The organism is Mycobacterium angelicum, assembly GCF_002086155.1.
Classification (GTDB): domain Bacteria; phylum Actinomycetota; class Actinomycetes; order Mycobacteriales; family Mycobacteriaceae; genus Mycobacterium; species Mycobacterium angelicum.
In genome coordinates this window covers 1-13,421 of record NZ_MVHE01000054.1, presented here as the reverse complement: position 1 = coordinate 13,421, position 13,421 = coordinate 1, and the positions used below count along the sequence as shown (strand labels likewise).

General features: G+C 68.2%; 9 protein-coding genes and 1 pseudogene. 4 read left to right on the top strand and 6 right to left on the bottom strand.

Annotated features, from left to right (window positions below; genetic code table 11):
- Nucleotides 1-14: 14 nt before the first annotated feature.
- Genes BST12_RS22470 through BST12_RS22460 form a run of 3 tightly spaced genes read right to left on the bottom strand, consistent with a single transcriptional unit; the run spans nt 15 to nt 4,781 of the window.
- Nucleotides 15-3,833: a diguanylate cyclase domain-containing protein gene (locus tag BST12_RS22470; protein ID WP_083115471.1), complete on the bottom strand. Its 3,819-nt coding sequence runs from the start codon at nt 3,831-3,833 to the stop codon at nt 15-17.
- Between the two features lie 43 nt (nt 3,834-3,876).
- Nucleotides 3,877-4,332 (bottom strand): nitroreductase family deazaflavin-dependent oxidoreductase, encoded by a 456-nt coding sequence (locus BST12_RS22465; RefSeq protein ID WP_083115470.1) that lies wholly within the window; start codon nt 4,330-4,332, stop codon nt 3,877-3,879.
- Between the two features lie 26 nt (nt 4,333-4,358).
- Nucleotides 4,359-4,781 (bottom strand): HIT family protein, encoded by a 423-nt coding sequence (locus BST12_RS22460; protein ID WP_083115469.1) that lies wholly within the window; start codon nt 4,779-4,781, stop codon nt 4,359-4,361.
- A 59-nt stretch (nt 4,782-4,840) separates the two neighbouring features.
- Between BST12_RS22460 and BST12_RS22455 the strand changes: the two genes are divergently transcribed.
- The 3 genes from BST12_RS22455 to BST12_RS22445 all read left to right on the top strand — a co-directional run bounded on the left by BST12_RS22455 (nt 4,841) and on the right by BST12_RS22445 (nt 8,164).
- The gene (locus tag BST12_RS22455) at nt 4,841-6,241 is read left to right on the top strand and encodes an amidase (RefSeq protein WP_083115468.1); all 1,401 of its coding nucleotides are present in this window, start codon (nt 4,841-4,843) and stop codon (nt 6,239-6,241) included.
- Nucleotides 6,238-7,350, top strand: coding sequence for an adenylate/guanylate cyclase domain-containing protein (locus BST12_RS22450; protein WP_083115481.1), 1,113 nt, complete (start codon nt 6,238-6,240; stop codon nt 7,348-7,350). Before BST12_RS22455 ends, BST12_RS22450 begins: the two co-directional genes overlap by 4 nt.
- Nucleotides 7,351-7,594: 244 nt before the next feature.
- Nucleotides 7,595-8,164, top strand: coding sequence for a hypothetical protein (locus tag BST12_RS22445; RefSeq protein WP_083115467.1), 570 nt, complete (start codon nt 7,595-7,597; stop codon nt 8,162-8,164).
- Here BST12_RS22445 and BST12_RS22440 read toward each other — a convergent pair.
- Entirely contained in the window at nt 8,161-10,062 is a 1,902-nt protein-coding gene (locus BST12_RS22440) for a serine/threonine-protein kinase PknH/PknJ (RefSeq protein ID WP_083115466.1), read from the bottom strand. The genes BST12_RS22445 and BST12_RS22440 overlap by 4 nt on opposite strands.
- Before the next feature lie 114 nt (nt 10,063-10,176).
- On the opposite strand from BST12_RS22440, the gene BST12_RS34335 reads away from it, so the two are divergent.
- Complete coding sequence (locus tag BST12_RS34335) at nt 10,177-10,308, top strand: hypothetical protein (RefSeq protein WP_264061497.1); 132 nt, start codon at nt 10,177-10,179, stop codon at nt 10,306-10,308.
- Between the two features lie 2 nt (nt 10,309-10,310).
- On the opposite strand, the gene BST12_RS22435 is transcribed toward BST12_RS34335, so the two are convergent.
- Together BST12_RS22435 and BST12_RS32185 are read right to left on the bottom strand one after the other, a co-directional pair.
- Nucleotides 10,311-12,683 carry an FHA domain-containing protein gene (locus BST12_RS22435; RefSeq protein ID WP_083115465.1) on the bottom strand — a complete coding sequence of 791 codons (2,373 nt, stop codon included), beginning with the start codon at nt 12,681-12,683 and terminating at the stop codon, nt 10,311-10,313.
- 16 nt (nt 12,684-12,699) lie between these two features.
- Nucleotides 12,700-13,421 (bottom strand): annotated as a pseudogene (locus tag BST12_RS32185) (serine/threonine-protein kinase); the annotation flags it as partial.

Here is a 13,421-nt window from a genome sequence, read left to right as displayed (position 1 = left end):
TTCTAGTTCTAGATCTAGTCGGTCACGCCGGCCGCGGCATGGCGGCGGATCCAGTGCTGCAGCTCGTCGGCGGGCAGCGGTGGACTGTGCACGAAGCCCTGGGTGATGGTGACGCCGTAGCGCCGCAGCGCACTCAACGTCGCTTCGTCTTCGACTCCCTCGGCAACCAGGTCGGCGCCCAGGCTACGGGCCAGTGCGACGGTGGAGCGCACGATGGCAATCGAGCGCGGGTCGTAGGCGAGCCGAGCCAAAAATATCCGGTCCAGCTTGAGTTCGTCGACCGAGACGTCCTGCAGCCGGGCCAGCGACGACCACCCGGTGCCGTAATCGTCGAGCGAGATCCGGACCCCCAGGCGCTGCAATGCGGCGACGGTGCTGCGCGAGCGTGCCGAGTCGACCAGGGTGCTTTCGGTGATCTCGATGATGAGGGCGTCGGCGGGTAGGCCGTGGCTGTGCAGCAGCCGTTCGATGGTGGCAACCAGGTCGAGGTCAAGCAGATTCGTCGTCGATAGGTTCACCGCGACGGTCACCGGGACGCCCTGGCGGCGCCAGGCCTCGATCTGGTCGAGCGCGACGCTGACGGTGCGGTGCGCCACCTTGCGCATCAGCCCGGCGCGTTCGGCGGCGGGCAGGAATTCCTCCGGCAGTAGCAACCCGCGGCTGGGATGGTGCCAGCGCAGCAGCGCTTCGACGCTGTGCACGCTGCCGTCGCTCGCGTTGATCTTGGGCTGGTAGTGGCAGGTCAGTTGGTCGCCGTCGTTGAGCGCGGCGCGCAGTTCCTCGACGAGGTTGGGGTCGTTGTCGCGATAGAGCTCGTACGCCGAGTCGTACACCGCGATCTTGTTCTTGGCGGATCTGGCGTGCGGCAGCGCCGTTTCGGCGCGGTTCAGCAATTCCTGCGGATGATCGCAATGATCGGGATAGAGCGCAATGGCGATCCGGGCATCGACCTGCACGGTGATCGGATCGAGCGCGAAGGGTTCGCTCAGGGCCTCGATCAACCGGCCCGCCTGGGCGCGGGCGGCAATGAGGTCGGCGCCGTCGCCCAGCAGGATGGCGAATTCATCGGGCCCCGCGCGGGCGAGCAGATCCTCCCCGCGCACGTTCTTGGAAAGCCGATTTGCGATGTGGCACAACAGTTCATCGCCGAAGTGATCGCCCAGCGAGTCGGTGATCTCTTGGAACTCATAGAGTTCCAGCAACAGCAGCACCTGGCGGGTCGGTATTCGGTGAGCCGGCAATGGATTTTCGGTCAGTGTCGTCGCCAGTGCACGGCGATTGGGCAAGGCGGTCAACCGGTCGGTCATCGCCTGTTTGTGGTTTTCGGCGACGATGCTGACGTCGCGGAAGGTGACCGCGAAGCGGGCGGCGACGGCGACCAGGCTCAGCGCGGCCAGCGTCACCGCCAGCCGGGAGTCGGGACCCGCAACGGTGACGGCGAGTGCCACGATGGTGCACGCCACCGGAGCGGCATAGGAGCCCAAGCCGCGTCTGGGCACGGGCGGCAACGACGACCACGGCGCCCAGCTGGCCACGGCCACCAGCAAGGCCGACGCCGGCCAGCACGCGTCCAGCAGGGTGCCGGCCCGGTAGGCCCCGGCCGACGTTCCGAACAGGTAGGCCGTGTCGGCCGCCGCGAACAAGGTGAACCCGCCGACCAGCAAGGCCCAGCGAAATTCGTTGCGCCAGCCCAGGATCGGCAGCATCCCGGCGGCCAGCGCCAACAGGATCAGATCGCCCCACGGATAGATCAGGCCAACCAGCACGGTGGCCGGTGCGCGGGCCGCTGCGGTATGGATGGGGCCGGCGGCCAGCGCCGCGGCCACCGCGGCGGCGGCCAGCCCGCACACCAGCGAATCCAGCCGAATAGGTGTCGGCACCCGCTGCAGGCGCGAGCGCATCAGCAGCAGCAGCCCCGCATAGACAAGCGGATAGAACGCCAGGTACCAGGGGTCGGCCGCGGACGGCGACTGCCCGTCCGGCACCCACACCGAATAAACCACGTCGCCCAGCGCCGAACAGGTCAGGCCGGCCGCCACCAGCCCCCAGGCCAACCGGTCGGCCGCGACCCGGTACCCGCGGGCGGCGACGATTCCGGCGGCCGCCATGTTCAGCCCCGGATACACCACATCGTCGAAGAACGCGTTGTGCCCGGTGACGAAGCTGACGATGGTGAAAGCGATGACGCCGATTGCCAACAGCGCCAAGGTGATTCGCAGCGCCGGTGGCGGCCAAGCGATTCCGTCGGATTCGGGCCGGTCCGGTTTCGGCGCGGCCACCGCCGGTGTCACCGTGTCGCCCAGCTGCGGCAGCACATCGGGAAAGGGCGCTTCCGGGACGAAGCTGCGAATGCATTGCCCGCCTTCGCGTTTGGCGGTGTACATGGCCAGGTCGGCGTGCCGCAGCAGCTCGTCGACACTGCAACTACCTTCGGCGCCATGACAAGCCACGGTGAACCCGATACTCGGCCGTACCGACAGCGGAACGCCGTCAACCACGATCGGGGCGACGAACGCGGCGAGGACCCGGCGCGCTATTGCTTGTGATTCCTCGACGGAACCCTCGATGAGGACCGCGAATTCGTCGCCACCCAGCCGTGCCACCGTGCCGGCTTCACCCACCACGGCGGTGAGCCGCTCAGCGACCCGGACCAGCAGCTCGTCGCCGGCCGGGTGGCCCAGGGCATCGTTGACCGACTTGAAGTTGTCCAGGTCCAGACATAGCACCGCGATCGGTGTTTCGGCGCAGCAGCGGCCCACCGCTTGTTCCAAGCGATTCAGGAAGCGGGCCCGATTGGCCAGACCGGTGAGGCTGTCCCGAAAGGCTTCGCGCGCCACTTCGGACAACAGGCCCTGGTTTTCGAAGAGCGCCACGAACTGCCGGACCAGCACTGCGGCGGCCAGAATGGCCAGCGCGGCGACCATCGGGGTGTTCTGCAGATGGCCCACCGCGTGGCCCAGTCCGATCGCGGCGGCCAGCAACAGCGGCAAGTACGGCAGCCACAGCCGCGCCCGGGACACCAGTTCTTCCCGCGCGCCCGGGGCGGGCGACTCGTTGACATTGGCCAGCGCCGCCAGCGCCAGCATTCCCAGGCCGATCACCCGGGTCAGGTCGACCAGATCGCCGGTGTGGTACGTCCCGATTCCGGTTTGGAACACGATCAGGATGTCGGCCAGGCCGATCGTGATGATGCCCGCGGCGAGCAGGCTGAGGCTGTGCCGGTTGTCGGCACGGGCCCGGGAAAACGCCAGGATGGCGGTCGTCATGACGATGATGTCGGCGAAGAGGTGCGTCAAGGTCGCCGGTGCCGCGTCGGCGTTCTCCCGGATCAGCTTCTGCAGTACGAACACCCATGAAGCGACGAACAGCGACGTCGCGACGATGAGGCCGTCCAGCACCAATCGCCACGGGATGAGGGCCACCCGGTTGGACAGCAGCCGCAACGACACCATCGCGCCAATCGGATACAGCAGCAGTACGCCGTCGGCCACTGCCGGGTGGGCGGCGTGGTCGAAGTCCGGCCGCACATCGTAGACGGCCCACATGACCTCACCGACCGCCCAGCCCACCAGGGCGACGACCAAACCAAGCCAGCCGTATCTTCGCCGCCCGGCCGTGCGACGCGCCGCCCACCAGGCGCAGACCGCCGCGACGAGCAGGCACAGCACCGTCACCAGTCCGTCGACCGGCCCGGTCGAGTAGACGCCCTGCCAGTCGAAGACGTTGGACGCTAAAACCAACACCGCCGCGACGCCGTATCCGGCGACTACCAGCCCACCGGCGCGCGCCGGTAGACCGATCCGCTGCCAGGCGGTTGGCGTCCAGGGTTTCATTGCGACTCCAGCAGAATAAACCGCCGGGCCCGCCCCGGACGGATTACTCGGCGCGCTGCGGCGTCAACGCGAAAATGTGGATGGGCCGCGAGGTCTGGTGCTGGTAGCCGTTGTATCGGTTGCCGTTGTTCTTGTTGGCCAGCTGCCACAGTCGCGGATAGTCCGGGTCGTCCGGAGCGATGCGCCGCGCGGTCACCGCGAATCGTCTTGGGCCGACGTTGATTTCACACTCCGGGCGGTTGCGCAGGTTGTGGTACCAGCCGGGATACCGGTCGGCTCCGCCGTTGGAGGCCACGATCAGATACGAGTCGCCGTCGCGGGCATACGACAGCGTCGTGGTGCGCGGCCGGCCGCTTTTCGCACCGACGGTGTGCAGCAGCAGGCTGTTCGGCATGCCCGGTATCCGGTGTCCGAGTCGGCCGTTGCTCTTCTGATAGATCGAATTGTGCAGCGGCAGCAGCCGCATGGCCACTTGTTCAAGCTGATGCATAAGGCTCATGAATCCAGTCCTACCGGCCGCGGAGATTACCGGCTGATGCGGGCCAGCGCGTCGCGCAGGATCCGGCCGGTGGCTTCGCGGTCCGGATCCCGGCGCAGCACCAGCCCCTTGGCCACCGACAGCTTGTCGCCGTTGCGCCGCGGCAGCACGTGCAGGTGGATGTGGGACACCGTCTGGAACGCGGCGCGCCCGTCGTTGATGCCGATGTTGGTGGCGTCGGCCAATTCCGTGGCCCGGGCCGCACGCGCGACCCGCTGGCCGATGGTGATCATGTCGGCCAGCGTCTGAGACGGGGTATCGGTGAGGTCGACGGTGTGTTGCTTGGGCAGTACCAGCGTGTGGCCGCGAGTGAACGGCCGGATATCGAGGATGGCCAGATAGCCGTCGTCTTCGTAGATCCGGATCGCCGGAGCTTCCCCGCTGGAGATCGCACAGAACACGCAGGACACTGACGCCACGTTACTGGACCCGCGGCAACGGCCGGCCGGTCAGCGGATACGCTGCGGCGATGGACCTCAGCGATCCAAGGGATATCGCCTTCGCCGGGGCGGCGGCGCAGGCTCGGATGCTGGCCGACGGTGAAGTCACCGCACCGGTATTGCTCGAGATCTACCTGGAACGCATCGAGCGGTTCGACAGCGACCTGCGCGCCTACCGCGTGGTCCGGTACGACGGCGCGCGCGAGGAGGCCGCCCTCGCCCAGCAGCGCCTCGACGCCGGCGAGCGGCTGCCGCTGCTGGGCGTGCCGATCGCGATCAAGGACGATGCCGACGTCGCCGGCGAGGTGACGGCGTACGGCAGCGGCGCGCACGGTCCGGCGGTGAGTTCCGACGCGGAGGTGGTCCGCCGGCTGCGCGCGGCGGGTGCGGTCATCATCGGCAAGACCAACGTGCCCGAGCTGATGATCATGCCGTTCACCGAATCGCTGACATTCGGGGCCACCCGCAACCCCTGGAACCTCCGGCGCGCCCCGGGCGGCAGTAGCGGCGGAAGTGCGGCCGCGGTGGCCGCAGGGCTGGCTTCGATGGCGCTGGGCTCCGACGGCGGGGGATCGATTCGTATCCCCGCGACCTGGTGCGGGCTGTTCGGGCTCAAGCCGCAACGGGACCGCATCTCGCTGGAGCCGCACGACGGCGCATGGCAGGGGCTGAGCGTCAACGGCCCCCTCACCCGCTCGGTCATGGACGCGGCGTTGTTTCTGGATGCGACGACGACGGTGCCCGGTCCGCAAGGTCAGTTCGCCGACGCAGCCGCACGCGAACCGGGCCGATTGCGAATTGCGTTGAGCGCCAAGGCTCCAACGCCGTTGCCGGCCCGATGCGGCAAAGCGCAGCTGGCCGCGCTGGAGCAGGCCGGGGCGCTGCTGCGCGATCTGGGCCATGAAGTGGTCGAGCGCGATCCCGACTATCCGGCGCTGGCGACCTACGCCAACTTCCTGCCACGCTTCCTGCGTGGTGTCAGCGACGACGCCGACGCCCAGGCCCACCCCGAACGGCTGGAACCGCGTACCCGCTCGCTGGCCTGGCTCGGCTCGTTCTTCTCCGACCGGCGGATGGCGGCCCTGCGCACCGCGGAGGAGGCGGTGAGCCGGCGGATCCAGTCGATCTTCAGCGATGTGGATGTCCTGCTGACCCCGGGCACTGCGATGGGTCCGCCGCGCATCGGCGCCTATCAGCGCCGCGGTGGGGTGTCGACGTTGTTCCTGGTGGCCCAGCGGATTCCCTACTACCAGGTGTGGAACGTCACCGGCCAGCCCGCCGCCGTGGTGCCATGGGACTTCGACGACGACGGCCTGCCGATGTCGGTGCAGCTGGTGGGCCGGCCCTACGACGAGGCGACGCTGTTGTCGCTGGCCGCCCAGATCGAAGCCGCAAGACCGTGGGCGCACCGGCGGCCGCCGGTGTCATGACCGACGACGACCTCCAGGGTCTCATCGAGGGGCTTGAGGGTCCGGCGCGCGCCGAGCGTGCCGAGCTGGTGGAGTGGCTGCTCGCCGAAGGCATCACCGCCGAGGAGATCCGGTCGACCAATCCGCCGCTGCTGCTGGCCACCCGCCACCTCGTCGGCGACGACGGCACCTATGTATCCGCGCGCGACATCAGCGAGAGCCACGGCGTCGACCTGGAGTTGTTGCAGCGGGTGCAGCGCGCCGTCGGGCTGGCCAGAGTGGACGACCCGGACGCGGTGGTGCACATGCGGGCCGACCTCGTCGCGGCCGCCAGCGCGCAGCGCTTCATCGAGCTGGGGTTGAGCCCCGACCAGGTAGTGCAGGTGGTGCGGGTACTGGCCGAAGGACTGTCGCACGCCGCCGAGGTGATGCGTTACACCGCGCTGTCGACGATCATGCGCCCGGGCGTCACCGAGCTGCAGATCGCCCAGGCATCGAAGGCGCTGGTCAGCCGGGTTGCACCGTTGCTCGGCCCGATGATCCAAGACATGCTGTTCATGCAGTTGCGCCACATGCTGGAAACCGAGGCGGTCAACGCCGGTGAGCGAGCCGCCGGTAAACCGCTGCCGGGTGCCCGCAAGGTCACGGTGGCCTTCGCCGATCTGGTGGGCTTCACCAAGCTGGGTGAGGTGGTGTCGGCCGAGGAGCTCGGCCGGCTCGCCGGCCGGCTGGCCGATCTCGCCCGGGACCTGACCGTGCCGCCGGTGCGGTTCATCAAGACGATCGGCGATGCGGTGATGCTGGTCTGCCCCGACCCCGTGCCGTTGCTGGACACCGTCATCAAGCTGGTCGACGTGGTGGATACCGACGACAGCTTCCCCCGGTTGCGGGCCGGGGTTGCCTCCGGGATGGCGGTGAGCCGGGCCGGCGACTGGTTCGGCAGTCCGGTGAACGCGGCGAGCCGGGTTACCGGGGCGGCGCGGGCGGGGACGGTGCTGGTCACCGAGGCGGTGCACGACGACGTAAAGGCCTTGGCGGACTCGGCGGGGTTCCATTGGTCGTTCACCGGCACCCGTCGGCTCAAGGGCATCAAGGGTGAGGCGAAGCTTTTCCGGGTACGGCGCGCCTAGCGCAAACCCCGCAAACATATGGGCAGGCCCGGGCGACTCTTGGGGGCGTCCGACTCCGTCTTATGCGGGTCCGACACGGCCGGATTCCACCCCATCTTCCGGCACTTTTGACTGGTCGCTTTCCGGGCCTGCTTCGGTACCAAAAATACGCCGGTGCCTGGCGATGGGCAACGGTCTATCGCCATTGCGTTCGCCGCGGGTGAACGCCATTCCATTGCACGTGTAACGGTGTAATCATGTAATCATGAAACACCAACACATGCATGGACGCCGGTACGGGCGCCCCGGGGGCTGGCAGCAGGCCGAGCAACCCGATGCCAGCGGTGCCGCCGAGTGGTTCGCCGGACGGCTGCCCGAAGGATGGTTCGACGGCGACCCCGCCGTCATCGTCGACCGCGAAGAGATCACCGTGGTCGGCGAGCTGCCCGGTGAAACCGAAAGCAAAGAGCGTGCGCAGGGCCGTGTGTCGCGGTTCCGCGAAGACACCCGGCCGGAGCGGATGAAGATCGCCGACGAGGCGCAGGAGCGCTACGGGCGCAAGGTTTCCTGGGGCGTCGAGGTCGACTCGGATAACGGCGCCGAGCGAATTCTGTTCACCCACATAGCAGTTCCGGTGATGACGCGACTCAAGCAACCCGAACGTCAGGTGCTCGACACGCTCGTCGACGCCGGCGTGGCGCGATCGCGCGCCGATGCCCTGGCGTGGTCGGTCAAGCTGGTCGGCGAGCACACCGAGGAGTGGCTGGCCAAGCTGCGCGACGCCATGTCGGCCGTCGACGACCTACGGGCGCAGGGGCCCGATCTGCCGGGTTAACTCGCCTTATTGATCTTGGCGATCATCTGGTCGACGATCTGCCCGCCCTGATCGGTGATCTTGTAGCCGCACGCGTTGACGTCGGCCACCACATTGTTGGCCACGCTCAGCGCGCGCTGGCACTCCCAGCCGTCGGCGCCCTCCTGGGTGTCCACCACCGTGATCCGCGGCGGGCTGCCTTCTACTTGGGCGAAGGTCCACCGGTAGGTCTTGCCCTTGTTGGTGACGGTGACGGTCTTGCCCGCGCAGTTCTTCCACTTGCCCGCCGCGGTCTGGACGAAGTCGCGGGCTTTGTCGGCGGACGGGAAGGCGATGGCGGCCTGGTTGACCCAGTGGTCGTAGTTGTCGCCCGGCTCGGACGACACCAGCGCGCTGATCCCGGTGTATCCGGTGCCGGCGTAGACCGGGGCTTGGCTGGTGTAGAGCGCGCCCTGGCAATCCGGCTGGGAGACAGTCAATGTCGGGGCATCCATCGTCGTGATGGGTTTGCCGGGCGCGATCGTCGATGCGCCCATCACCGAGTTGACTTCCGCAGGGCTGAGCAGCAGTGAGCTCAGCCGGTCCTCGGCGATGGGCTTGGGCGGCGGCTTGGGCTTGGGCTGAATCACCAGCCAGATGCCGATCCCGCCCACGATCAAGACCAGCACGATGGCGACCGCGGCCACGATGGGCCACGGATTGCGCTTGCCCGCCGGTGCCGGCCCCTGGTTCCACGGCGCCGGGCCGCCGGGCTGCTGTGGTGGCGGCACGGCCTGCTGTGGGCCGCTCCACCCGCTGCTCGGGTAGGGAATGGGACCGCTGGGTGGCGACCATCCCGGCTGGTTGGCGGGCCGCTGCTGCGGTATCGGACCCGACGGCGGATACGACGGCGCCGGCTGATACTGCGGCCGCTGCTGCTGCGGCTGCTGCGGCGGGGTGACGGGACCCGGCCGCAGGTGCGGATTCGACGGCGGGGCCAGCGCGGTGGCCGGCTTGGTCGGCGGCGCCGGGGCCGGGACGGGCGGACCGGGCAGGGTGGATTCCTGGCTACGGCGCAGGATGTCGGCGGCGTGGTCCTGGTCGGGATCGCTGAGCGCTTCATGGGCGGCTAACGCCAGATCGCCGGCACTGGCGTAGCGGTCCTCGGGCTTCTTGGCCATGCCGCGAGCCACCACCGTGTCGAACGCCTTCGGGATACCCGCGCGCGCGACGCTGGGCTGGGGGATGGGCTCCATGAGGTGAGCGGTCACCAGGGTGCCGGCGCTGTCGGCGCGATACGGCGGGGCGCCCGTCAGGCATTCATGCAGCACGCAGGCCAGCGCGTAGATGTCGGCGCGGTAGGTGACCTCGTCATTGGAAAACCGTTCCGGGGCCATGTATTTCCAGGTGCCCACCGCCGTACCCAATTGGGTCAGCTTCTCGTCGGTGGTGGCGCTGGCGATCCCGAAGTCGACCAGATAAGCGAAGTCGTCGCGGGTGACCAGAATGTTCTGCGGCTTGACGTCGCGGTGCATCACGCCGGCGGCGTGCGCGGCGTCCAGGGCCGAGGCGATCTGGGTGATGATGGCGACCGTGCGCGGCGGGGTCAGCGGGCCGAATCGCTTGAGCAGGCTGTCCAGGTCGGTGCCCTCCACGAGGCGCATCTCCAGAAACAGTTGCCCGTCGACTTCGCCGTAGTCGTGGATGGGCACCACGTGCGGTTCCTGCAACCGGCCGGCGATGCGCGCCTCGCGCTTCATCCGCTCGCGAAACACCGGGTCCTTGCTGAACTCCGCGGTCATCACCTTCAGCGCGACCGTCCACTCCTTGACGGTGTGCTCGGCCTCGTAGACCTCGCCCATCCCGCCGCGGCCCAGCAACCGCTTCAGGTGGTAGGGACCGAAGGTCGACCCCACCCGCGAGTCCTGCGCGTCGCTCATTGCTGATCCTCCAAATCAACCCGCAATGCGCCGACACTATCCCAAGCATCCGTCAAGGATGTGGCAAGTGCACCGGCCGATGCTTCTCCCAGCAGCCGAACCAAGGGGAGAAAGATGCTTACTACCGCAGTCGAGCGCGCCTGGTCATACGGGGTCTACTACATCGGCTACCGGGTGCTCTCCGTACAGCTTTCCTACGGCGAACTGGCTGTCAGCGGCGTCCCCTTCATGATGAAGCACGCCTGAAATCACTTGCGGGCCTTGCGTTGTGGGCCCAGGCGCCGTAGCTGTAGCCCGATCAGCAGCACCAGCACTATCGCCTGCACCACACATGCCCCGGCGGCCAGCAGCCAGGTACTGACGTCGTAGTCCCACAAGGGATCCTGTTCCCCGCCGGGCACGGTCCGGCGCAGGTCGTTGAGATCGACCGTCGAAGCTCCCATCGCAAAGGCCCACCGCGACGGCGACAACCACGCCAGCTGCTCGAGCGGAATGCGGCCCTTCACCCCGAACATCCCGCCGCACAGCACCAGTTCGGCGAAGACCACCAGCACCAGCAGCGGCATGCCCCGGTCGGCGTTGCCGATCATCGCCGAAATCAGCAGGCCGATGATCATCGTGACCACGGTGACGGCGACGACCGCGACCGCCACCTCCAGCCTGGGCCACGGCAGCACCACCGACTGATCGGGTGGCGGCAGGAACGCGACCCCGAGGAAGCCCAGAATCAGCCCCTGCACGGTCGTCAGCACCGTCAGCACCACCAGCTTGGACGCCAGATAGGCGCCGCCGGACAAGCCGATGCCATGTTCTCGCCGGTATATGGCTTGCTCCTTGACGATTTCGCGGATCGAGGCCGCACAGCCCATCAAGCCGCCGCCGATGATGAGCAACACCAGCAACTGGGAGGGCTGCGTCGACTTCTGCGCAATCGCCTTGGCCAGTGACAAACCCGCCTCGCCCGGCACGGCGTAGGCGAACAGGCTGAGCAGCAACGGCAGCAGCAGCAGAAACACCGAATACTGCCGGTCGGCGGCGATGACGGCGAGATAGCGCCGGGACAGGATGGCGAACTGGGCCAGCGCGCTCTGCTGGGCCACCGGCTTCGCCGCCGGCGCCAGGCCGGGATGGGGCGTCCGCTGCGGCGGGCGCGGCGCCAGCGCCGCGCGCAACGGTGAGCTGTTGAACCGGGCGGTCCAGTCGGTGGCCTTGTCGTGTTCGAGAAGGGTGAACAGGTCGGCGAAGTCGGTGCAGTTGAAGTAGCTCAGCGCCTGTTGCGGTGGGCCGAAGTAGGCCAGCCGACCGCCGGGGGCCAGGATCAGCAACCGGTCGCACATGTTGAGGTGGGCGATGTTGTGGGTGACCACCACCACCGAGCGCCCGTCGTCGGCCAGCGAGCGCAGCGTTTGCATCACCGACTTCTCATAGCCCGGGTCAAGGCCTGAGGTCGGTTCGTCGAGGAACAGCAGCGACGGTTTGGTCAGCAGCTCCAGGGCGACGCTGGTGCGTTTACGCTGACCGCCCGACAAGCTGTCGATGCGCTGATCGGCCTGGGTGGACAGCCCGAGCTCGGTCAGTACTTCCTCGATGCGCTGCTTGCGTTCGCTGGCCGAGACATCCTGTGGAAACCTAAGGCGCGCAGCGTAATTCAGTGCCCGACGGACGGTCAGCGGGGTGTGCAGGATGTCGTCCTGCGGCACGAAGCCGATGCGGTGCCGCAGCTCGGCGTAGTTGTCGTAGAGGTCGCGCTCGTCATAGCGAACCGAACCGCTGCCGGCCGGGCGGAATCCGGTCAGCGCGCCGAGCAAGGTCGATTTCCCGGCGCCGCTGGGGCCCACCACCGCCAGCAGGCTGCGTTGCGGCAGGGCGAAGGTGACGTCGGACAGCAGCACGCGGCCCTTGTTGGTGACCACCCGCAGGTTGGACGCTTCGTACGAAATATCGCCGGTGTCAACGTATTCCACCAACCGATCGTCGGACAGGTGCATCAGCTGGTGGCCGATGCCGACGATGTCGTCGGGCCCGATGAGCGCCCGGTTGATCCGGTTGCCGTTGACGTAGGTGCCGTTGGCGCTGTGGTTGTCGACCAGCTCCCACTGGTTGCCGGAGCGGCGCAGCATCGCGTGGCGCCGGGATACCAGCAGGTCGTTCAGGACGATGTTGTTGTCCTGTCCGCGGCCGATCGTGACGACCAACTGGTCGATGGCGTGCACGGCCGTGGGCGGGCGGGCGACCGTGGTCCCGCCCGGTATCGGCGGCTCAGCGGCGTTGGGCCTAGCCGCGGCCGGCTGTGGCGGGGCCGCCGGGTGCAGTTCCACTACCTCCCCGGACGACGCCGAACCGAGTACCACGGTGACCGGCTGCCGGATCGCCAGGCGCTCGACGCGCTGCCCGTCCAGAAACGTGCCGTTGCTGCTGCGGTTGGCCAGCACCCAGCCTTCGGGCGTGGGCTCGAGCACCGCGTGGTCGCGCGACACCCGCGGATTGTCAAGGCGGATATCGGCTTCCGCCGCGCGGCCGATGGTCCACACCCGGTTCGCGGTGGCGTGCCAGGTACGGCCGGCGGCCCTCAACTCCAGCTGAGCCGGACTGATGGCTTGCCTGTTTTGCCGGTCTTGCATGTGCAGCCTCCGATGCCTACGAGTGGGAAGCCCACCATTTGTACAGCTGATCGAGAGTTTGCGGATTTCCCGCGGCGAGCCCGAACATCAGCGTCTGCTCATTGCTCCACATAACCTGCGGCTCGTTGCCTTTGTAGTTGCCGCAGGCGATCTGACCGAGGACGGTCTTTGGATCCTGGTTGTGCCACCACGTACCCGGCGATGCCTTCCCGCCGGGACAGCCCTGGATGGTGAAGGTGCCGATGAAAGCGGTGAAGGCCTTCTTCACCGCGGCGACGTCGGAGTAGAGCCCGAAGGCCGAGACTTTCGGCCCGTTGGGATCGGTGTTCTGCCCGCACTTGACCGAAACCACCGCGCCCGGCATCGGTTGACTATCCGGCGTGCAGCTGCCGGTGGGATAGCCCGGCGGCAGCAGGCTCATCAGCCGGGCCTGGGCAGCCGAAGTCGGTGTCGGGGTCAGCGTCGTGGTGGTGAGCGTCGTGGTCGGCGGCGTGGTCCGGGTGGTCGTGGTGGTGGTCGTCGTCCGGCGCGCGTCGGGCTGCGGCTTGTCGTCGTCCTTGGTGGCCGCCCAGATGGCGATCGCGCCCAGGATGAGCACCAGGAAGAGCGCGGCCACCCCGGTGACGATGGCCCACGGATTGCGTCCGCGCGGGGGCGGTAGACCCGCGAACTGCGGCGGCGGCCCAGGCGGCGGCCCGGGCGGCGGCGGCCCGGCGTTCCAGGCGTGGGGTGGCGGGC